Origin of the sequence: Cyanobium sp. Morenito 9A2 (assembly GCF_024345575.1) — a bacterium.
GTDB lineage: Bacteria > Cyanobacteriota > Cyanobacteriia > PCC-6307 > Cyanobiaceae > ATX-6F1.
This window is the reverse complement of the sequence record NZ_JAGQBJ010000003.1, coordinates 170,385-189,597: the sequence shown is the minus strand read 5'-3', so window position 1 is coordinate 189,597 and position 19,213 is coordinate 170,385. Positions and strand designations below refer to the sequence as shown.

The following is a 19,213-nucleotide window of genomic DNA, read 5'->3' as shown; positions in this document are numbered from 1 at the left end:
TGTTCCATGCTGAAACTGCCAGCCCATTTCCGCTCTGAAGCCTTGCGCCTCAGTGCGGCGGGAATTGATGATTGGCCTGCCATCGCTGCACTCAGCGACGCTCAGCTGCGGGGACTGGCGGCCTCCGGCTCCGCCTCGGAGCAACGGCTCCGGCGCCTGCGCGGCCAGGCGCGGCTGGTGGTGGAGCTGGAGTTGGCCCCCGCCGAGGCGGCCCTGCTGTTGCACGGGGGGATCGCCACGGGCCAGGCCCTGGCGGAAGCAACACCGGAGCGGTTGCTGGTGCAACTGGGGCGCCTGGAGCGAAGTCTGCTCGGCCAGGGCGCAACGGGCCTCACACGAGCCACGGTGCTGGGTTGGATCCAACGGGCCCGCCGAATCACCGGTCGCCCGGGGAACTGACCCCAAACACCACGAAGCCGGTAGCCAGGTCTTTCAAATGGAACCATCAGCCTTGGAGGGAGGGCCGATGTCAACCGTCAAACGTCTTACTCCTGGGGGAAGGACTCCGGGATCGACCCTTGGCCACCGCTTGGGCTTTGTCAGCCTGCTCGTGCTCATGCTCGACCTTGCCCCCCAGGCCCTGGCCGCCTCTCCCTTGCTCGAAAGGGTCAAGCAGAACCCTCAGATCGCCCGCAACATCTGCGGGGAACTGCGGGCCCTCAATGCCAAGGGAGTGGCCTCCACGTCTCCCCAGGCGGTGTCGATGGTGTCGAAGAGCCAGGGTCTGAACGCCACCGAAGCCGAAATCCTCACCACCTACGTGGTTGGTCTTCACTGCCCCGACGTGCGCTGAGTGGAGGTCAGCGCCGTTGAGGAACGGCTGACCTGCCCCGACGGGGTTGAACTGGTCGCTCGGGTCTGGAAGCCCGACGCCCCTGGCCGCTGGCCCGTGTTGCTGATGCGCCAGCCCTACGGCCGCGCGATCGCCTCCACCCCCACCTACGCCCACCCCCGCTGGTACGCCGCCCAGGGCTACGCCGTGGTAGTCCAGGATGTGCGCGGCTGTGGCGAGTCGGGCGGCACGTTTGGGGGCTTTGCCCAGGAGGAGGCCGACAGCAGCTGGACCCTGGCCTGGGCGCGCACTCTTCCCTATGCCGACGGGCGCCTCGGCAGCTACGGCTTCTCCTACCAAGGCCTGACACAGCTCCTGGGCCGTGGGGCTGCCGCGCAGGCCGATTGCCTTGCCCCGGCGATGGCGGGCCTCGACGAGCGGCTGCACTGGGCCAGCTCCGGTGGAGCCCATCGCTGGGGATTGGGGCTGGGCTGGGGTCTGCAACTGGCGGCCGAGCACTGCCGCCGATGCGGGGATGGGGCGGGTTGGTGGGAGATCCGTCGCAGCCTGGAATCGGGACGTTTTCTCCACGAGGGCCTGGAGCTGCTGGCGCGCCTCGACCCTGGATCGATGGTGCTGGAGTGGTTCCGCCAGGACCCGCTCACCGCCAAGGGCTGGAGGGTCCACAGCCCTCCGGCCGCTCTGCTGCAGCGACCGATGTTGCTGGCCGGCGGTTGGCACGATCCCTACCTCGAAGGCGTGCTCGACCTCTGGTCCCGCTCCCGGGCGCTGGGGGGCACGCCATGGTTACGCCTCGGCCCCTGGACCCACCTGGACTGGGGTGGCGGCATCGATGCCCTGCAGCTGGCCTTTTTCGATCGGCACCTGCGCGATCGGCCGCCGCCGAAGGAACCCCGCGAACGCCTGTTCGATCTGGGCGTTGGGCTCTGGCGGGAGCGCGAACCGGCCCAGGCCCGTGGCGGTCCCTGGGGCCTGAGCTCCAACGGTCGGGCGGCGATCGATCCAGAGGAGGGCTGTTTGATCAGCCAGACCAGCGGTGGCGGGGAGGTGTGCTTTGTCCACGACCCCTGGCGCCCGCGCCCCGGCCGGGGCGGCCACCTCGGCCTGGACGCCGGGGCCGTGGACCGCCGCGAACTGGACCAGCGCAGCGATGGGGCCTGCTTCACGAGCGCACCGCTTGAAGAGCCGTTGGAGCTGCTGGGCCGACCGGTGCTGGAGCTGGAACTGGAGGCCGATCAGCCCGGCTTCGATCTCTGCGCTGCCCTCTCGGTGCTGCGCGGCGGCGGTGCAGCGGTGGAGCAACTGTCCACGGGAGTGGGCCGCTTCCTGGGGCCCGCGTGCCTACGGCGCGAGCGGCGGCGCTTGGAGCTTCAGCCCCTGCTGCTCACCCTGGCCGCCGGCGATCGGTTGCGGCTGTCACTGGCCGCCGCCGCCTGGCCCCAGATCGCTGTCAACCCCGGCACAGCAGAGCTTCCCAGGGGGTGGGGCGGTCCGACGCACCGTGTGATCACCCTCGTGCTGAGGCTGGATTCGGCGCAGCTGATGATCGAAGCCATGGGTTCCGGCACACTGGCCCCAAGCAATGCCGCCCCGCTGTGATCCGCCCCGCTGCCCTGGTTCGTCCCGTTCTGACCCTGGCGCTGGGGTTGAGCCTGGGCGGTGGAGCGCTGCTCGCGATGGCGCCACCTTCCGGTGCCCAAGGCGGGCCAACGGCCCTCGGAGAAGCGGCCTCGCGAACGCGCGCTGAAATCTTGCTGGAGGCCCTGCGCCAGCGCAACGGCGAGGCGGTGTTTGCCAGTCTGGCGCCTGATGTGCGCCGATTCACCTCCCTGCCGGCGATCCAGGCGCGGCTGAACCAGGTGCCGCCCATTCGGAGCGTTCGAATCCTTGAAGTGTTCAGCGGCGCCGATGACAGCACCATCAGGGCCGAACTGTTGGCCGGTGACCAACGCCGGCCGCTCACCCTGGTGATCGACGCTGAGGGCCAACTGGTGGCCTGGCGCTTCGACAGCACCCAGTTGCCGATCGAACAACTGGCCCGAAGCTTTGTCGCCGAACTGGCCGAGGGACAAGTGGTGACCGCCCGCAGCCGCCTCTCGATCCGCCTGCAGGAGGAACTGACCCCGGCCGTGATCCAGGCCCGCTGGCGGGGATTGGAGCGGCGGGTGGGCCCGTTCCAGCAGATCAAGGGAACGGTGGTGGCCCATGCGGGTGGTGATCAGCAGCTGGTGCTGGTCACCACCCGCTTCGCCAAGCTCACCGACAACCTGTTCGTGATCTTCGACGGGCAAAACCGAATCGTGGGCATCGATTTCCCCATCGACACGCCGTGAGGCCCACCACCTGCACCTAACCTCAACCATCGACAATCTCCCCTCCATGGTCCTCAGCCGGCTCGATTCGATCGCGGAGGAGGCACAGCGGCTGGCGGAGTGCCGCCACGATGACCCGTTCGCCCTCCTGGGCCCCCACCCCTTGGGGGATGGTTCCTGGGTGGTGCGCGTCTGGATGCCCGAGGCCGAACGGGTGGAGCTCCTGCTGGCCGGCCAGCGGCTGCCCCTCGCCAATCCGAGCCACCCCTGGCTCTTCGAAACCGCTCTGGAGGCCGATCCCGGCAGCACCTACCGGCTCTGGGTGCGGCGTGGTGGCATCGAGCACGAGCAGCACGACCCCTGGGCCTTCAGGCAGGAATGGATGGGCGAGGTGGATCACCACCTGTTCAGCGAGGGCAACCATCACCACATCTGGCGGCGCATGGGTGCCCACACGCTCGAGCGCGATGGCGTCAGCGGGGTGCAGTTCTGCCTTTGGGCACCCCATGCCCGCAGCGTCGCGCTGCTCGGTGACCTCAACGGCTGGGACGGCCGCCATCACCCCTTTCAGAAGCGACTGGGGGGCTGCTGGGAACTGTTCGTGCCGGGGCTCAAGCCTGGCGATGTCTACAAGTACGAAATCCGCAGCCCAGAGGGGCACTGTTACCAGAAGGCCGATCCCTACGGCTTCCAGCACGAGGTGCGTCCCAGCACAGGTTCGGTGGTCGCCTCCCTGGAGGGATACAACTGGAACGACCTGGGCTGGATGGAGGAGCGTGACCAGCGCGATCCGCTCGATCAACCGATTTCGGTCTACGAACTGCACCTGGGAAGCTGGATGCATGCCGCCGCCGATGCGCCCTTCATCGAGGTCGATGGTCGCGCCCGGCCGGTGGTGCCCGCCGCCGACCTCAAGCCCGGCGCCCGCCTGCTCACCTATCCCGAGCTGGCCGACAAACTCATTTCCTATGTGAAGGCCCGGGGCTTCACCCACATCGAGCTGATGCCGATCAGCGAGCACCCTTTCGATGGCTCCTGGGGCTATCAGGTGACCGGCTGGTACGCCCCCACCAGCCGCTTCGGTACCCCGGACGAATTCCGCGCCTTCGTCGACCGCGCCCATGCCGAGGGCATCGGTGTGATCCTCGACTGGGTGCCGGGCCACTTCCCCAAGGACAGCCATGGCCTGGCCTTCTTCGATGGGGTGCACCTCTACGAGCACGCCGATCCGCGCATCGGCGAGCACAAGGAATGGGGCACGCTGATCTTCAATTACAGCCGCAACGAGGTGCGCAACTTCCTCGTGGCCAATCTTGTCTATTGGTTTGAGCAGTTCCACATCGATGGCATCCGCGTCGATGCGGTGGCCTCGATGCTCTACCGCGACTACCTGCGGCCCGATGGCGAATGGGTCGCCAATGACCATGGCGGCCGCGAGAACACCGAGGCGGTGCGCTTCCTGCAGCAGGCGAACCATGTGCTGTTCGAGCACTTCCCAGGAGCCCTTTCAATCGCCGAGGAATCCACCACCTGGCCGATGGTCACCCAGCCCACCTCCATCGGCGGCCTGGGGTTCAACCTCAAGTGGAACATGGGCTGGATGCACGACATGCTCGATTACTTCGAGCTCGATCCCTGGTTCCGCCAGTTCCACCAAAACAACGTTACCTTTTCGATCTGGTACACCTACACCGAGAACTTCATGCTGGCCCTCAGCCACGATGAAGTGGTGCATGGCAAGAGCCATCTCCTGCACAAGATGCCGGGAGACGACTGGCAAAAGTTCGCCAACGTGCGCGCCCTGCTGGCTTACATGTGGACCCACCCGGGCAAAAAGACGATCTTCATGGGCATGGAGTTCGGGCAGCGCTCCGAATGGAACGTCTGGGGCGACCTCGAATGGGACCTCCTGCAGCATGCCCCGCACAAGGGTCTGCAGTTGCTGGTGGACGACCTCAACCGTTTTTACCGCGCCGAGCCAGCCCTCTGGCGCGACGACTTCGATCAGTACGGCTTCCAATGGATCGACTGCAATGACAACCGCCATTCGGTCATCAGTTTCATGCGGCGGGAGAGCACCACGGGCCATTGGGTGGTCGTGATCTGTAACTTCACGCCCCAGAGCCACTCCCACTACCGTGTGGGGGTGCCTCTGGAAGGCTTCTATGAGGAAGCCTTCAACACCGACAGCAGCCGCTACGGCGGCAGCAACCTGGGCAACCTGGGGGGCAAATACAGCCAGGAATGGGCGCTCCACGGCTATCCCCACAGCCTCGATCTGTGCCTCCCACCCCTGAGCGTTCTGGTGTTACGCCGCGACGAACGACGCAGCCAGAGCCTCGCGGGAGTCGGAGCCGAACCGGCCTAGCCGTCAGGTAGGTTGCCCGCTGGCATTGCACTCCCCCATGGCCGACACCCTCCCCCTGCTGCTGCGCGCCGCCCGAGGCGAGCAGGTGGAGCGTCCACCGGTGTGGATGATGCGCCAGGCGGGCCGCTACATGAAGGTCTACCGGGACCTGCGTGACCGCCATCCCGGCTTCCGGGAGCGCTCGGAGAACCCCGATCTCTCCTACGAGATCTCGATGCAACCCTTCCGGGCCTTCGAGCCCGATGGAGTGATCCTCTTCTCCGACATCCTCACGCCGCTGCCAGGAATCGGAATTGATTTCGACATCATCGAGAGCAAGGGCCCGATCATTGAGCCTGCGATCCGCAGCCAGGCCCAGGTGGAGGCCCTTCGCCCCCTGAACCCTGCGGAATCGGTGCCTTTCGTGGGCGAAGTGCTGGGACGGCTGCGCCAGAGCGTCGGCCCTCAGGCGGCGGTGCTCGGATTCGTCGGTGCCCCCTGGACCCTGGCCGCCTACGCGGTGGAGGGCAAGAGCAGCAAGAACTACGCCGTGATCAAGGCAATGGCGTTCCAGCAGCCGGCGCTGCTCCACCAGTTGCTGGGCCACCTGGCTGATTCCATCGCCACCTACATGAATTACCAGATTGAGAGCGGCGCCCAGGTGGTGCAGCTCTTCGATTCCTGGGCCGGCCAGCTGAGCCCGATCGACTACGACATTTTTGCCGCTCCCTATCAAAAGCGGGTGATCGACCAGGTGAAAGCCGTTAACCCCGACACCCCTCTGATCCTGTACATCTCCGGCAGCGCAGGCGTGCTCGAACGCATGGCCACCACCGGTGTGGATTTCATCTCCCTCGACTGGACCGTCGACATGGCCGATGGCTGTGCCCGCCTGCCCCAGCACCTGGGGGTGCAGGGAAATGTGGATCCTGGTCTGCTGTTCGGCACGCCTGAGGCGATCCGCGCCCGGATCATCGACACCGTGGTCAAGGCCCGTGGGCGCCGTCACATCCTCAACCTCGGCCACGGCATCCTGCCCGGCACGCCCGAGGAGAACGCCCGGGTGTTCTTCGAGGCGGGCAAATCGGTGAATGAACTGATCGGAGCGGCTGTTTGAGCGCCGCGGCTCCGATGGGGGCCTCGCAGGGGCCGCAACGGATCCTGATCACGGGGGCCGCAGGCTGTGTCGGCCAGACGATTGCCGAGCAGCTCTACCGCCACAGCGACGCCGAGCTTCTGCTGTGGCTGAGGAACCCCGCCAAGCTGGCCACCGTGCCCGCCAACGACCCCCGCATCACCCTGCTCGTGGGTGATCTGCGCGATCAGGAGCCCCACGCCTCTGCCATCGCTTCAGCCGACCGGATCATCCACACCGCCACCGCCTGGGGCGACCCCCAGCGCGCCCATGCGGTGAACGTGGTGGCCGTCAAGGAACTGCTGGGGCGGGTGGACCCCCAGCGGCTGCAGCAGCTGATTTATTTCTCCACCGCCAGCCTGCTCGATCGCCAACTGAAGCTGCTGCCGGAGGCCTTGGTGCACGGCACCGAGTACATCCAGACCAAGGCCCAGTGCCTGCAGCAACTGGAGCGCCATGGGCTGGCGGACCGGATCGTGGCCGTGTTCCCCACGGTGGTGTTCGGCGGCTCGATCCAAGCGGGCGATCCCCACCCAACCAGCTATGCCACCGCCGGATTCAAGGAAGCGCTGCGCTGGCTGTGGCTGGCCAAGTGGCTGCGCACCGAAGCCAGTTACCACTTCATCCACGCCGAGGACATTGCCCGGGTCTGCGTGCACCTGGCCACCACCCCCCACGGGATCAACCCGGAGCCTGGCCAGGGGTCCGTGCGCCGCCTGGTGCTGGCCCAGAACGCCGTCACAGTGAACCAGACCGTTTCCAGCCTCTGCCGCTGGCGCCGGAGCTGGCAAGCAGGCTTCGGCATCGACCTGAGCCCCTGGCTCATGGATGCCCTGATTCGGCTTCTGCGCATCGAGATGACCCCCTGGGACCGCTTCTCGATCCGCTACCGCCATTTCGTGCACGACACGATCAGCCCGCCGGAACGCTTCGGCCTGGTGAGCCACGCTCCGAGCCTTGAAGCGCTCTTCGAAACCGCGGGGTTGCCCCAGCGGGGTCGCTAAGTCTCCCAGGGCCCAGGCCCCTCGAACGCGAATCCCAACAACTGTTTCGATCCCTCACCGCCTGCCAACGCTCGGGGCGGCAGAAGTCCTATTTTTGGCGGGTTGAACGAGCATCGATGCGCCGTCTTCTCTCCCTTTTCGCCCTCTGTCTCGCGCTGGTTCTCGGTGCCGCTCCGAGTTTCGCCGCTGACGCCGCCCATGGCGCCCAAATTTTCTCCGCCAACTGCGCGGCCTGCCACATCGGTGGCGGCAACGTGGTGAACGCCGAACGCACCCTCAAGCAAGCGGCTTTGGAGTCGTACCTGGCCAACTACTCCAGCGGCCATGAAGAGGCCATCCAATCCCAGATCACCAACGGCAAAAACGCCATGCCCGCCTTCGGAGGGAAGCTGAGCGCCGGTGACATCGCCGACGTCGCCGCCTATGTCGAAGCCCAGGCCGGCAAAGGCTGGGCCTGAGTCCAACGGGCTCAGCGGCAGCCTTCTTCTCGAGGTGGCTCCATCAAGCCTCCTGCCCTGGCAGGGGGCTTTTTGCTGTGTTCCAGCTGAAGCTCATTCGCGACATCGGCTCCACTCCAGCACCGCCAGAAACAGATCCTCGGGAACCTCACGGATGTCGTACTCACTGGGGAGCACCCCATGCACATGGCGGTGGGCGACCATCCATGCATTCCGCTCTAGATCGCGGCTGCTGGCCTCGAGCTGGCGGGCCTCACCCCCCAGTCGTTCCAGCAATTCAAGCGGATAAAGCGTGCCCATCGTCTGCGGCCCAACGCTGCTGGAGACGGCACACTAAGGGCTGCCCCGCCGATTGCGTGACCATGACTCCCCACCTGCGTCAGGCCGTGCTGGTCAGCGCCTTGCTGGTCACGGCGGCGGCGGCCCAGGCCCAGACCTTGCTCCCCGATCGCTATGCCAAGAGCTGCCCCCTGCTGGTGCCGGTCGATGCCCCCTACCTGCAACCCAAACGCCTGAAACCGGATGAGGTGGCACTCAAAAATGCAGCCGGCTGCCTTTCCCCCGCCGATGCGGTCTACGGACGCGATGGCTGCCCCACCAAGCTCTGCCCAAACCCCAAGGGCCTGAGCCTGTGACCGAGAGGCGACCGCTGGGAATCGGCCCACTCCAAGGCCCGAAGGCTGTGCTGGGGGAAGCCCCCTGGGCCAGGCCTAACGGCAGCCATCCACGGCGATCACATAGCTGAAGCCCGTGGCGTTGGCATTGAGGCCGGAGCCCACCTTGAGGTTCACCTGGGTGACAAGCTTGCCGGGAGGCGGATAAAAGGGGCCAAAAAGCTTGGCCTGGCCGGGGGCGGCGTTGAGGGTCTGGTTCAAGACCTGCAGATTGCTGCCGTCGCTGAACTTCAAGAAAGCCACGATCGGATAGGGGCCTGGCTTTTTGGAGGTGGAGCGGAAATGAATCTTATAACTGGAATTGGTACGATTGACGCTGAAATCTGTGTTGAAGTTGGTGCGTCCAAAGGGAAAAACCAGCGGACCATCCAACTGAATCGTCTTGCTGACACTCGTGCCACCACCCACAGCCTTCAACGCCTGACAGTCCGCCGCCAGCGCTCCGGCTGCACCCATCCCCAGGGGCGACAAGCTGAGCGCCAGGGCACCAAGCGCCACCGGCCACAAACGCACCAAAGAGATCAGGGTTTGCGGCGGCAAGGGGTTCGAGCGCATGGCGGCGAACAAACGATGACCGCAAAGCTACGGCCCATGAACGCGAAGGGCCGGTTCCCTCTCCATTTCTTTGCGGTCTGCCCAACCGGCAGAAGGGGCGTTTCCCCATAGCGTTCAACCATTGCCCTTTGCAGGAGTGGCCGCCATGCATCCCACCGCTGAACTGTTCACCGAAAAGGCCTGGGGTTCGATCGTGGCGGCCCAGCAGCTGGCGCAGCAGAAGCGCCAGCAGCAGATGGAAACCGAACATCTGCTGGCCGCCCTGCTCAGTCAGGACGGCTTAGCCGGCAGGGTTCTGGAGAAAGCAGGGGTTGATCCCCAGGACCTCTCGGGCCGGGTGGAGGCCTTCATCAATGGCCAACCCAGCCTGAGCACGCCGGCCGAGAGCGTGTACATGGGCAAGGCGCTCAACGCCACCCTCGATAGCGCCGATGGCCTCAAGACCAGTTTCGGTGACAGCTTCATCTCGATCGAGCACCTGCTGCTGGCCCTGGCCAGCGATCAGCGCTGCGGACGCCAGCTGCTCTCCCAGGCCGGCAGCGATGCAACCAAACTGCGCGCAGCGATCGAAACCGTGCGGGGCAGCCAGAAGGTGACCGACCAGAACCCCGAGGGCACCTACGAATCACTCGAGAAATACGGCCGCGATCTCACCAAGGCCGCCCGCGACGGGAAGCTCGACCCCGTGATTGGCCGCGACGAGGAAATCCGGCGCACGATCCAGATTCTCTCGCGCCGCACCAAGAACAACCCGGTCTTGATCGGTGAACCGGGCGTGGGCAAGACGGCGATCGTGGAGGGCCTGGCCCAGCGCATCGTCAACGGCGATGTGCCCCAGGCCCTGCAGAACCGTCAGCTGATCTCCCTGGACATGGGGGCCCTGATCGCCGGCGCCAAGTACCGCGGCGAGTTCGAAGAGCGGCTCAAGGCGGTGCTCAAGGAGGTCACCTCCAGCGAGGGCCAGATCGTGCTGTTCATCGATGAGATCCACACCGTGGTGGGGGCCGGCGCCACCGGCGGCTCCATGGATGCCAGCAATCTGCTCAAGCCGATGCTGGCGCGGGGCGAACTGCGCTGCATCGGCGCCACCACCCTCGATGAGCACCGCCAGCACATCGAAAAGGATCCGGCCCTGGAACGCCGCTTCCAGCAGGTGTTCGTGGATCAGCCCACGGTGGAGGACACGATCTCGATCCTGCGCGGCCTCAAGGAGCGCTACGAGGTGCACCACGGCGTGCGCATCGCCGACAACGCCTTGGTGGCCGCCGCCGTGCTCTCCAGCCGTTACATCGCCGATCGCTTCCTGCCCGACAAGGCAATCGATCTGATGGATGAATCGGCCGCGCGGCTGAAGATGGTGATCACCTCCAAGCCCGAGGAGATCGATGAACTCGATCGCCGCATCCTGCAGCTGGAGATGGAGAAGCTCTCGCTTGGCCGTGAATCCGACACGGCCAGCAAGGACCGGCTGGAGCGGATCGAGCGGGAACTGGCGGAGTTGGGGGAGCAGCAGAGCAGCCTCAATGCCCAGTGGCAGAAGGAGAAGGGCTCGATTGATGAGCTCTCGGCGATCAAAGAAGAGATCGAGCAGGTGCAGCTGCAGATCGAGCAGGCCAAGCGCAGCTACGACCTCAACAAGGCCGCCGAGCTGGAATACGGCACCCTGGCCGAGCTCAACAAGAAGCTGAGCGCCAAGGAGGTCGAACTGAATGCGGGCGACGGCGAGAAATCCCTGCTGCGTGAGGAGGTCACCGAGGAAGACATCGCCGAGGTGATCGCCAAGTGGACCGGCATCCCCGTGGCCCGGCTGGTGCAGTCGGAGATGGAGAAACTGCTGCACCTGGAAGCTGACCTGCACCAGCGGGTTATCGGCCAGGGTCAGGCGGTGACGGCGGTGGCCGATGCGATCCAGCGCTCCCGGGCCGGCCTGAGCGATCCCAACCGACCGATCGCCAGCTTCCTGTTCCTCGGCCCCACCGGCGTGGGCAAGACGGAACTCTCCAAGGCCCTGGCCGCCCAGCTGTTCGATTCCGAGGAAGCGATGGTGCGCATCGACATGTCCGAATACATGGAGAAGCACGCCGTATCCCGGCTGATCGGCGCCCCTCCGGGCTATGTGGGCTACGAGGAAGGCGGCCAGCTCACCGAGGCGGTGCGGCGGCGCCCCTACGCCGTCATCCTCTTCGACGAGGTGGAGAAGGCCCACCCGGATGTGTTCAATGTGCTGCTGCAGGTGCTTGATGACGGCCGCGTCACCGATGGCCAGGGGCGCACGGTGGATTTCACCAACACCGTGCTGATCCTCACCAGCAACATCGGCAGTGCCTCGATCCTCGATCTGGCCGGCGATCCGGCCCGCCACGGCGAGATGGAGAAACGCGTGAATGAAGCCCTGCGCAGCCACTTCCGGCCCGAGTTCCTCAACCGCCTGGATGAATCGATCATCTTCCACAGCCTGCGCAGCGATGAACTGCGCCAGATCGTGGAGCTGCAGGTGAAGCGCCTGCTGGGGCGGATGGAAAGCCGCAAGCTGGGGCTCCAACTGGAGGAGACCGCCCTCGATTGGCTCGCCAACGTCGGCTACGACCCGGTGTATGGAGCCCGGCCCCTAAAGCGCGCGATCCAGCGCGAACTGGAAACGCCGATCGCCAAGGCCATTTTGGCCGGCACCTTCCCCGAGGGCAGCGTGATTCAGGTCAAGGTGGAGAACGAGCGCTTGCGCTTCGATGCGGCCGAACCGGCCCGGCTGCCTGCCCTGGTCTGAGCCGGTGACGGCGCAGCCCAGGCCCCGGGAGGTGATCCAGACCCACATCAGCGTCGTCACCCTCACCCCGCAGCACGCCTTCAAGCGCAAGAAGCCCCTGGCGCTCTGGGGCCTGCTCGATTACTCCACGCCCGAGCGGCGCCTGCACTGGTGCCAGGAGGAGTTGCGGCTCAACCGCCGTCTGGCCAGCGACCTCTACCTGCGGGTGGCACGGCTCGGCCCCTGCCGGGAGCCGGTGGTGGTGATGCGCCGCTTCGCCGCCACTGACACCCTTGAAGCCCGGCTCGCCAGCGGCCGGGCTGGAGCCGTGGACCTGCGACGGCTGGGGGAGCGGATCGAGCGCTTCCATCGGGAGCATCCCCTGGTCGACGCGGCCCCCCGCCCCATGGCCCGTGCCTTCGCCCGGGTGCTGCACGGCAATCTGCGCGCCACGGCCAACTTCTGCCCGGGGCTGTTTCCCACCTCGGTGCACAGGCTGCTGGAGCGGACCCTGGCGCGGCGCTTGAGGGGGCAGCGGCGGGAGCTGGTGCGGCGGATCGCCGCCGGCTGGGGGGTGGACGGCCACGGCGATCTGCGCCTGGAGCATGTGGTGCTTGAGGACAGCCCAGGGAACGGAGAACGATCACGGCTGTCGATCGTCGATGGGGTGGAGTTCAACCCGGCTCTGCGGCAGGTGGATGGACTCTCCGATCTGGCCTTCCTGGTGATGGAGCTCCAGGCCCGTGGCCATGGTGATCTGGTGCCCGCGTTGCTGGAGGGGTATGGCCGGCCGATCGATCCAGATGTGCTGGCGTTGTTTGCTGCCTACCGGGCCCACGTGCGCGCCAAGGTGGCGGCGGTGACCAGCGGCGAACCGGAGCTGCCGGCCCAGCAGCGGCAGCAGGCGGCGGTCTCGGCTCGAGCGCACCTCAGCCTGGCCCTGGCGTACGCCCACCCGGGGCCGCCGGCCCTGATCCTGCTGCGGGGCCGCTCGGGTTCAGGCAAGAGTCACCTGGGCAGGGAACTGGCCCCCTGGCTGCTGGCGGACCACCACCGCAGCGATGTGATCCGCAAACAGGAGCACGGCTTTGCGCCGCTGCAAAGGCCCAGCGCAGCCGTGCGCAATCAGCTCTATTCGAGCGAAGCGAACATTCGCACCGAGGCAGCGTTGCTGGCGGCGGCCCGACGCAGCCTGGAGCAAGGCCGCACCGTGCTGCTGGATGCCACCCACCTACGCCAGGCCAGCCGGCAGCGGGCCGTTCAGACCGCCGAAGAGCGCGGCTCACCCTGGCTGATCCTCGATCTGCAGATTCCCGAGGCGCAGATGGCGGCGCGGCTGGAGCGGCGCCAGCGCAGCAATGACGACCCCAGTGACGCGGACCTGGCGATCGCCCGCCAGCAGCTGGCATGGGCCGAACCGCTGGAGGGCGAAGAACGGGCCCATGCCCTTGAGCACCACCCCGGTGAGGAGAGCTCCCAGCTGCTGCTGGCGATCTGGGGGGCGCTCAGCTTTGGGCCGGCGTCGCTTCGAGCGCATTGATCCGCTCGGCCAGGGCCACATCGAGGTTGGAGAGACCGCCCGTGTCATGGGTGGTGAGCTCGATCACCACGCGCCCATAGACGTTGAACAGTTCCGGGTGGTGGTGGAGCGACTCCGCCAGCAGGGCCACGCGGCTGATGAAGCCGAACGCCTCAACAAACGAGGCGAAGCGCCATTCCCGGTGCAGCTTGCCCTCCACCACGCTCCAGAGCGGCAGGGTCTGGGGCAGGTTGGCGATCGCTTCAGCGCTCAGGGGTTGGGCGGCCATGGCCGGCTGGGTTCAAAGGGGATCCACCAGATCATGGAGACGATCGATCAGCAGATCGACGGTCGTGTCCCCCTCCGGATCGATCCCGGCGACGGTGCGCCGCAGAACTTCTTCATTGAGGCGTTGGCCACGGCGGTGGGCCAGCAGTGTGGCGGTGGCATCAGTGGGCAACGCCTGGCCGAGCTGACCCGCGAGGGAAGCCGTTGCAAGCGAACCCCCCTCGGCTGTCAAAACCTTGAGGAGCGCTGCGAGCACCTGGCGCAGCTCCATGATCTCAACCCGCAGGGCCACCAGTTCCTGTTCCAAGCCCTCGCCCATGGTCCCTGTCCTGACAGCCCACCAATCCTTGCCGCCCGCGCCATCCGCTCCACCATCCGATCCCCCTGCCGCTGAACCGCGTCCCAGGTCAGGGGCGACGGGGCCGGGTCCTGGCCGCTCACCTGACCCGACCGCTGACTTGGGGGCCACGGCGTGGCCAACCAGTCCCCGATCCGCAGCCACCCATGCAGCCAGCCACCCCCAGCGGCGGTCATCGCCACGGCGCCAGAACCCGGCCTCAGCCGGCGGCCGGCTGATCAGCGCCCCGGCCCTGCCGACCATCAGGAAGGAGCGATGGCGCATCCTCCCTCGCTCGAAACGGCTGGGGCCGCAGGCGAAGGGCGCTGGCACAGCTCACGGGGAGTCGCAGCCCCCAGGCTGCGGACCACCTTGACGGCAAGGACCCAGAGCTTGATTAATCTTGCTGTCGTCCTCTCCCCAGCCATGGCACGCCCCACCCTGCTCCTGTTGGCCGCCCTGGCTCTCCCCCTGAGCTCCACCCCGGCGATGGCCCAGAAGGTGGTTCCCAAGCTGGGCAACATCTGCCCCCTGGGCTACGTGGACACCCTGAACGGCACGTGCTCCACCCTGGGCCTGGCCAGCTACACCGTGGCGCCCACCAATGGCAAGGCCTGCCTGGCTGGTTGGATGAACGTGGGCGGTGGCTACTGCCGCCGCAAGTGATCGAGTGCCCGCGGCCATGAAGCTTGAGATCCTGCAACACCTTGATCGGGAAGGGCCCGGCCTGATCGCCGCCTGCGCCGCCGACCGCGGCTGGGACACCAGCGTGATTCGCCACGACCAGGGCGAACCGTTGCCAAGCACGACCCACGCTGATCCCGCTCTGCTGGTTGTCCTAGGGGGACCGATGGGGGTGGGCGACCTGGATGACCCCGATTTCACCTGGCTGGCACGGGAATCGAACCTGATCGCCACCCGGCTGGCCGCCCGCCAGCCGGTGCTCGGCATCTGCCTCGGGGCCCAGCTCCTCGCCCATGCGGCCGGCGGTGGTGTGGTGCCGCTCAGCGCCGGCGATCCGCCCTCACCCCTGCGGGAACTGGGCTGGGGGGCAATCCACTGGATGGCGGACGCCCAGGCAGAGCCCGTCCTCGAGGGGTTGGCCCCCAGTGAGCTGGTGCTTCATTGGCACGGCGACCGCATCCAGTTGCCGCCGGGGGCCACCCTCCTGGGCTCCAGCCTCCATTGCCCGGAGCAGTTCTTTCGCCTGGGGCAGCACGGCTGGGGCCTGCAGTTCCACGTGGAGGTGGGCGGCGAGGCGCTCGAGCGCTGGCTCGTTGAAGACCACGACTACGTGCTTGCAGCCCTGGGCTCAGGTGGTGCTGACCGCGTGCGAGACGGGCAACGGCGCTGGGGGGGAGCGGTGGCCCGCAGCGGGCGTCGCCTGATCCACAACATCTTCGATCGGATCGAGGCGGACCTGGCCTGAGGCGACCGGTGCCCTAGAAGCGGCGGCGCACCTGGTTGGTGGCCAGCTGCACCTCCCGCAGCAACAGCAACAGCGCCCCCATCAACGACAGCATCGCCACCACGAACAGGGGCACCACGATCGGCGCCAGATCGATCCAGGCCACCGCACTGATGAACACCACCGCCACCACCAGCGAGACCAGCAGCGCCGTCAGCGTGCAGCAGGTGATCGCGCGGTTGATCAGACCAATGCGTTGTTTCTGCACTCCCAACTCCAGCCTCAGGCGGCGGCTACCCGAGATATCGCTGAGTTCCTCGGCTTCTTGAAGCACGTTGGCGCGGTCGATGATCCGGGCCAGGCGGTTGCTGAGCACGCCGAGCAAGCCGGAAATGCCCGTGAGCAGGAACACCGGCGCCACCGAGAGGTGGATCGCCTTGGCCAGGCCGATCACGGGGGCATCCGGTGCGGTCAAGACCACCACAGGGCTCGCTCAACTCCAACTGTCAGCCTATGGGCAAGCCGAGGCCACCCATGACCACGATCCACTGCCGCTACGACGGCCACCTGCGCTGCCATGCTCTGCACGAACCCTCGGGTTCAGCCCTCGAAACCGACGCCCCCAGCGACAACCAGGGCCAGGGGGAGCGCTTCTCACCCACCGATCTGGTGGCCACGGCTCTGGCCAGCTGCATCCTCACGATCATGGGCATCACGGCCGATCGCCATGGCTGGAGCCTCGACGGCAGCAGCGCCCGGGTGGAGAAACTCATGACCAGCACGGGAGTGCGCCGGATCGAGACCCTCAAGGTGTGGATCACTGTGCCGGGGGCATGGGAGCACGACGCCCAGCGGCGGCTGCGGGCGGCCGGTGAAGGCTGCCCCGTCAAGCGCAGCCTGGAGGGCGCCATCGCCATGGAGTTGCACTGGGATTTCAGGGCTTGAAGGTCTCCGCTGCCCGCTTTGAGGCCCCCTGCACGTAGGCCTCACTGATCTCACAGGAGGGGCTCAGGCCCTTGTAGAGGTCATCGGCCAGGCTCTCGGTTGACGCTGCCACCGCCACCCAGGCCCCGTCGGGATCAAAGCCTGTCTTGTTCAGGATCTCCCGGGCCAGGCTACGGGAGCGGTTCAAGCCCATGCCCAACCGCGTGGAATAGCAAAGGGTCAGCGCCCGCGCCATCGCGAAAGCGCCAAGCTCCTGGGCCGTCGGCTGCAGAGGTGAGGCGCCCCCCGGACAGGCCGCCAGAGCCAGGGCCGCAAGGATCGCCGCACTGGCCAGGGTTGGTGTTCGCAGGAAGCCCCGCCGAAGGATCGTCTGTGGCAGGTTGAGCGCCATGGGCCAAGCCATCGATCAACTCCGCTCCCATCTTCATGGCACCCGGTTGCTGGGGAGCATCGCCAGCACGCTTTACTTTGACCAGAACACCCTGATGCCGGCGGAGGGCTCCGCCTGGCGGGGGGCGCAGCTGGCCCTGCTGGCCCGCCAGCTCCATGGCCGCCAGAGCAACGAGGCCTACGCCGATCTGATCGAAGCCGCCGCGCAGGAGCTGGCGCTCGCCCACCCGGCCGGTCCAGGGGGCGATGGCGAGCCCCACCCAGGCTGGCCGCGCAACCTGGAGCTGTTGCGCCAGGACCTGCGACGTCAACGGAACCAGGACCCAGCCTTGGTGGGCCATCTGGTGCAGGCCCAGTCGCGGGGGTACAGCCTCTGGCAGGAGGCGCGCACCCGCTCCGATTTCGCCATGTTCGCGCCGGCGCTCAACGAGCTCATCGCCCTGCGCCGCGAGCAAGCCAGCCAATTGGCGGTCGGTGAAACAGGAGCTGATGGCCAGCCCCGCAGCTGCTGGGAGACGCTGGCCCAACCCTTTGAGCCGGAGATCAGCCAGCAAACGCTGGGAACCCTGTTCACCCCCCTGCGTCAACGCCTGCCGGAGCTGCTGGCCCGGGTGGAAGCGCGCCGCAGCGAGGGCGCCGAGGCACCCGACGCCCTGGAGCTGCCGGAGGCGTTGCAACTTGAGCTCTGCCAAACCCTCCTGGACGATTGGGGCTTCGATGGCCGCATCGCCGTGCTGGCCCGCTCCCCCCATCCCTTCTCCTGCACCCTGGGACCTTCTGATTTCCGGCTCACCACCCGGATCGTGCCCGGTTCCCCCTACTCCGCCTTTCTGGCGACGGCCCACGAATGGGGCCACTCGCTCTACGAGCAGGGTTTGCCCCGCCGCAGCGACCAATGGTTCGCCTGGCCCCTGGGGGATGCCACCTCCATGGGCGTGCATGAAAGCCAGTCGCTGTTCTGGGAATGCCGGATCGCACGTAGCGAAGCCTTTGCCCGGCGCTGGCATCCGCGGTTCAAGGCGGCCCTCGGCTCCGACCCCTGGGGTTCAGCCGCGGGCCTGTGGCGCGCCTTGAACCCGCTGAACCCTGGCCTCAACCGCGTCGAGGCCGACGAGCTCAGCTACGGCCTGCACATTCTTCTGCGCTACGAGCTGGAATTGGCCCTGCTGGAGGGAGATCTGCCGGTGGAGGCGCTGCCCGGCGAGTGGAACCGGCTGATGGGTGAGCTGCTGGGGCTCACTCCCGCCAACGATGCCGAAGGTTGCCTTCAAGATGTGCATTGGAGCGAAGGGCTGTTCGGCTATTTCCCCTCCTATCTGCTGGGGCATCTGATCTCTGCCCAGCTCAGCCAGGCGATGGAGCGCGATGGGGGGCCGATCGAGAGGCGGCTGGCCGCTGGCGATGATCAGGCGTTGCTGGTCTGGCTGCGGGAGCACGTGCATCCCCTGGGCCGCAGCGTGGATGGGGCCGAACTGGTGGAACGCGTGAGCGGAGCACCGCTGAGCGCCGTGCCTTTCCTGAGTTATCTGGAAGACAAGCTGAATCGGTTGGAAGCCACCTGAGTGTGCCATCGCGCTCCGTAGGATGCCGGCCGGCGCCCAACGCGTTTTTCCATGGCCAATATCGACCATCCCCCCAGCCGCTTTCAGCTCAATCTCCTGCATGTGCTGCCGGCCTTTGCCGATGAAGCCTCAGGGCGCTTGAACGCGATCGTGGAGCTCAACTCCAACACGATCAACAAGTACGAACTGATCACGGAAACCGGCCAGCTCAAGCTCGATCGGGTGGGTTTCTCCTCCCTGGCCTACCCCTTCGCCTATGGCTGCCTCCCCCGCACCTGGGACGAGGACGGCGATCCCCTGGACATCGAAATCGTCAACGTCACCGAGCCGCTGGTGCCGGGGAGCCTCGTGGAGGCGCGGATCATCGGCATCATGAAATTCGATGATGGCGGTGAAGTGGACGACAAGGTGATCGCGGTGCTGGCCGATGACAAGCGCGTCGATCACATCACGAGCTACGAACAACTCGGCGAGCACTGGCTCAAGGAAACCACCTACTACTGGGAGCACTACAAAGATCTCAAAAAGCCCGGCACCTGCCGCGTGAACGGCTTCTTTGGGCCTGAGGAAGCTGTCAAAATCATCAAAGAATGCGAAACGCGCTACCTCGAGCAGATCGAACCCCAGCTGGTGAACGGATGACTCCTCTCCCCCCCCCTACCCCCCACCGCCCATGGCGTTGGACGCAATCACGGGTTCTTGGACTCGGTGCCTCCGCCGGCCTGGCCGCCGCCCTGGGGACC

Annotated in this window: 22 protein-coding genes; 16 read left to right on the top strand and 6 right to left on the bottom strand. The window is 66.6% G+C overall.

Annotated features, from left to right (window positions below; all coding sequences use genetic code 11):
* Positions 1–6 precede the first annotated feature (6 nt).
* The 8 genes from KBY88_RS06115 to KBY88_RS06080 all read left to right on the top strand — a co-directional run bounded on the left by KBY88_RS06115 (position 7) and on the right by KBY88_RS06080 (position 8,049).
* Positions 7–399, top strand: a complete 393-nt coding sequence (locus tag KBY88_RS06115) for a DUF4332 domain-containing protein (protein ID WP_254939026.1) — start codon at positions 7–9, stop codon at positions 397–399.
* 157 nt (positions 400–556) lie between these two features.
* Positions 557–793, top strand: a complete 237-nt coding sequence (locus KBY88_RS06110) for a DUF8664 family protein (RefSeq protein WP_254939025.1) — start codon at positions 557–559, stop codon at positions 791–793.
* Positions 794–2,392, top strand: a complete 1,599-nt coding sequence (locus KBY88_RS06105; protein WP_254939024.1) for a CocE/NonD family hydrolase — start codon at positions 794–796, stop codon at positions 2,390–2,392.
* Positions 2,389–3,126 carry a DUF3887 domain-containing protein gene (locus tag KBY88_RS06100; RefSeq protein ID WP_254939023.1) on the top strand — a complete coding sequence of 246 codons (738 nt, stop codon included), beginning with the start codon at positions 2,389–2,391 and terminating at the stop codon, positions 3,124–3,126. The genes KBY88_RS06105 and KBY88_RS06100 overlap by 4 nt, the downstream gene beginning before the upstream one ends.
* Positions 3,127–3,172: 46 nt before the next feature.
* On the top strand, positions 3,173–5,473 hold the full coding sequence (gene glgB / locus KBY88_RS06095; RefSeq protein WP_254939022.1) for a 1,4-alpha-glucan branching protein GlgB: 2,301 nt from the start codon (positions 3,173–3,175) through the stop codon (positions 5,471–5,473).
* Positions 5,474–5,510: 37 nt separating this feature from the next.
* A complete protein-coding gene (hemE, locus tag KBY88_RS06090) occupies positions 5,511–6,569 on the top strand; it encodes a uroporphyrinogen decarboxylase (protein WP_254939021.1) in 1,059 nt (352 codons plus the stop codon).
* Positions 6,570–6,583: 14 nt separating this feature from the next.
* A complete protein-coding gene (locus tag KBY88_RS06085; protein WP_254939020.1) occupies positions 6,584–7,591 on the top strand; it encodes an NAD-dependent epimerase/dehydratase family protein in 1,008 nt (335 codons plus the stop codon).
* Positions 7,592–7,707: 116 nt separating this feature from the next.
* Positions 7,708–8,049 carry a c-type cytochrome gene (locus KBY88_RS06080; protein WP_254939019.1) on the top strand — a complete coding sequence of 114 codons (342 nt, stop codon included), beginning with the start codon at positions 7,708–7,710 and terminating at the stop codon, positions 8,047–8,049.
* A 93-nt stretch (positions 8,050–8,142) separates the two neighbouring features.
* Here the strand turns inward: KBY88_RS06080 and KBY88_RS06075 are convergent, their stop codons facing one another.
* Positions 8,143–8,349, bottom strand: a complete 207-nt coding sequence (locus KBY88_RS06075; RefSeq protein WP_254939018.1) for a DUF8662 family protein — start codon at positions 8,347–8,349, stop codon at positions 8,143–8,145.
* Between the two features lie 56 nt (positions 8,350–8,405).
* Between KBY88_RS06075 and KBY88_RS06070 the strand changes: the two genes are divergently transcribed.
* On the top strand, positions 8,406–8,684 hold the full coding sequence (locus tag KBY88_RS06070) for a hypothetical protein (RefSeq protein ID WP_396102653.1): 279 nt from the start codon (positions 8,406–8,408) through the stop codon (positions 8,682–8,684).
* Between the two features lie 75 nt (positions 8,685–8,759).
* Here KBY88_RS06070 and KBY88_RS06065 read toward each other — a convergent pair whose 3' ends face one another.
* On the bottom strand, positions 8,760–9,278 hold the full coding sequence (locus tag KBY88_RS06065; RefSeq protein ID WP_254939017.1) for a hypothetical protein: 519 nt from the start codon (positions 9,276–9,278) through the stop codon (positions 8,760–8,762).
* Positions 9,279–9,423: 145 nt separating this feature from the next.
* Here KBY88_RS06065 and clpB point away from each other — a divergent pair, with 145 nt between their 5' ends.
* Together clpB and KBY88_RS16165 are read left to right on the top strand one after the other, a co-directional pair.
* Entirely contained in the window at positions 9,424–12,042 is a 2,619-nt protein-coding gene (gene clpB / locus KBY88_RS06060; protein WP_254939016.1) for an ATP-dependent chaperone ClpB, read from the top strand.
* A 4-nt stretch (positions 12,043–12,046) separates the two neighbouring features.
* Entirely contained in the window at positions 12,047–13,561 is a 1,515-nt protein-coding gene (locus KBY88_RS16165) for a bifunctional aminoglycoside phosphotransferase/ATP-binding protein (protein WP_254939015.1), read from the top strand.
* Here the strand turns inward: KBY88_RS16165 and KBY88_RS06050 are convergent.
* A complete protein-coding gene (locus KBY88_RS06050) occupies positions 13,527–13,829 on the bottom strand; it encodes a 4a-hydroxytetrahydrobiopterin dehydratase (protein WP_254939014.1) in 303 nt (100 codons plus the stop codon). The genes KBY88_RS16165 and KBY88_RS06050 overlap by 35 nt on opposite strands.
* 12 nt (positions 13,830–13,841) lie before the next feature.
* The gene (locus tag KBY88_RS06045) at positions 13,842–14,147 is read right to left on the bottom strand and encodes a hypothetical protein (RefSeq protein WP_254939013.1); all 306 of its coding nucleotides are present in this window, start codon (positions 14,145–14,147) and stop codon (positions 13,842–13,844) included.
* A gap of 444 nt (positions 14,148–14,591) precedes the next feature.
* Here KBY88_RS06045 and KBY88_RS06040 point away from each other — a divergent pair, with 444 nt between their 5' ends.
* Both KBY88_RS06040 and KBY88_RS06035 read left to right on the top strand, forming a co-directional pair.
* A complete protein-coding gene (locus KBY88_RS06040) occupies positions 14,592–14,831 on the top strand; it encodes a hypothetical protein (RefSeq protein ID WP_254939012.1) in 240 nt (79 codons plus the stop codon).
* A 16-nt stretch (positions 14,832–14,847) separates the two neighbouring features.
* A complete protein-coding gene (locus KBY88_RS06035) occupies positions 14,848–15,594 on the top strand; it encodes a type 1 glutamine amidotransferase (RefSeq protein WP_254939011.1) in 747 nt (248 codons plus the stop codon).
* 13 nt (positions 15,595–15,607) lie between these two features.
* On the opposite strand, the gene KBY88_RS06030 is transcribed toward KBY88_RS06035, so the two are convergent.
* Entirely contained in the window at positions 15,608–16,054 is a 447-nt protein-coding gene (locus tag KBY88_RS06030; protein WP_254939010.1) for a DUF2721 domain-containing protein, read from the bottom strand.
* A gap of 53 nt (positions 16,055–16,107) precedes the next feature.
* On the opposite strand from KBY88_RS06030, the gene KBY88_RS06025 reads away from it, so the two are divergent.
* A complete protein-coding gene (locus KBY88_RS06025) occupies positions 16,108–16,518 on the top strand; it encodes an OsmC family protein (RefSeq protein ID WP_254939009.1) in 411 nt (136 codons plus the stop codon).
* Here KBY88_RS06025 and KBY88_RS06020 read toward each other — a convergent pair.
* Positions 16,508–16,909 (bottom strand): hypothetical protein, encoded by a 402-nt coding sequence (locus tag KBY88_RS06020; protein WP_254939008.1) that lies wholly within the window; start codon positions 16,907–16,909, stop codon positions 16,508–16,510. The two genes, KBY88_RS06025 and KBY88_RS06020, sit on opposite strands and share 11 nt — an antisense overlap.
* Between KBY88_RS06020 and KBY88_RS06015 the strand changes: the two genes are divergently transcribed.
* On the top strand, positions 16,908–18,470 hold the full coding sequence (locus KBY88_RS06015) for a carboxypeptidase M32 (RefSeq protein WP_254939007.1): 1,563 nt from the start codon (positions 16,908–16,910) through the stop codon (positions 18,468–18,470). The two genes, KBY88_RS06020 and KBY88_RS06015, sit on opposite strands and share 2 nt — an antisense overlap.
* A 51-nt stretch (positions 18,471–18,521) precedes the next feature.
* The gene (locus KBY88_RS06010) at positions 18,522–19,112 is read left to right on the top strand and encodes an inorganic diphosphatase (protein ID WP_254939006.1); all 591 of its coding nucleotides are present in this window, start codon (positions 18,522–18,524) and stop codon (positions 19,110–19,112) included.
* Positions 19,113–19,213: the final 101 nt, after the last annotated feature.

What these genes read in the sequence shown, in the direction of transcription:
- KBY88_RS06115 (WP_254939026.1), top strand. Translation starts at nt 7, where the DNA reads ATGCTGAAACTGCCAGCCCATTTCCGCTCTGAAGCCTTGCGCCTCAGT.
- KBY88_RS06110 (WP_254939025.1), top strand. Translation starts at nt 557, where the DNA reads ATGCTCGACCTTGCCCCCCAGGCCCTGGCCGCCTCTCCCTTGCTCGAA.
- glgB (WP_254939022.1), top strand. Translation starts at nt 3,173, where the DNA reads ATGGTCCTCAGCCGGCTCGATTCGATCGCGGAGGAGGCACAGCGGCTG.
- hemE (WP_254939021.1), top strand. Translation starts at nt 5,511, where the DNA reads ATGGCCGACACCCTCCCCCTGCTGCTGCGCGCCGCCCGAGGCGAGCAG.
- KBY88_RS06085 (WP_254939020.1), top strand. Translation starts at nt 6,584, where the DNA reads ATGGGGGCCTCGCAGGGGCCGCAACGGATCCTGATCACGGGGGCCGCA.
- KBY88_RS06080 (WP_254939019.1), top strand. Translation starts at nt 7,708, where the DNA reads ATGCGCCGTCTTCTCTCCCTTTTCGCCCTCTGTCTCGCGCTGGTTCTC.
- KBY88_RS06075 (WP_254939018.1), bottom strand. Translation starts at nt 8,349, where the DNA reads ATGGGCACGCTTTATCCGCTTGAATTGCTGGAACGACTGGGGGGTGAG.
- KBY88_RS06065 (WP_254939017.1), bottom strand. Translation starts at nt 9,278, where the DNA reads ATGCGCTCGAACCCCTTGCCGCCGCAAACCCTGATCTCTTTGGTGCGT.
- clpB (WP_254939016.1), top strand. Translation starts at nt 9,424, where the DNA reads ATGCATCCCACCGCTGAACTGTTCACCGAAAAGGCCTGGGGTTCGATC.
- KBY88_RS06050 (WP_254939014.1), bottom strand. Translation starts at nt 13,829, where the DNA reads ATGGCCGCCCAACCCCTGAGCGCTGAAGCGATCGCCAACCTGCCCCAG.
- KBY88_RS06045 (WP_254939013.1), bottom strand. Translation starts at nt 14,147, where the DNA reads ATGGGCGAGGGCTTGGAACAGGAACTGGTGGCCCTGCGGGTTGAGATC.
- KBY88_RS06040 (WP_254939012.1), top strand. Translation starts at nt 14,592, where the DNA reads ATGGCACGCCCCACCCTGCTCCTGTTGGCCGCCCTGGCTCTCCCCCTG.
- KBY88_RS06035 (WP_254939011.1), top strand. Translation starts at nt 14,848, where the DNA reads ATGAAGCTTGAGATCCTGCAACACCTTGATCGGGAAGGGCCCGGCCTG.
- KBY88_RS06025 (WP_254939009.1), top strand. Translation starts at nt 16,108, where the DNA reads ATGACCACGATCCACTGCCGCTACGACGGCCACCTGCGCTGCCATGCT.
- KBY88_RS06015 (WP_254939007.1), top strand. Translation starts at nt 16,908, where the DNA reads ATGGGCCAAGCCATCGATCAACTCCGCTCCCATCTTCATGGCACCCGG.
- KBY88_RS06020 (WP_254939008.1), bottom strand. Translation starts at nt 16,909, where the DNA reads ATGGCGCTCAACCTGCCACAGACGATCCTTCGGCGGGGCTTCCTGCGA.
- KBY88_RS06010 (WP_254939006.1), top strand. Translation starts at nt 18,522, where the DNA reads ATGGCCAATATCGACCATCCCCCCAGCCGCTTTCAGCTCAATCTCCTG.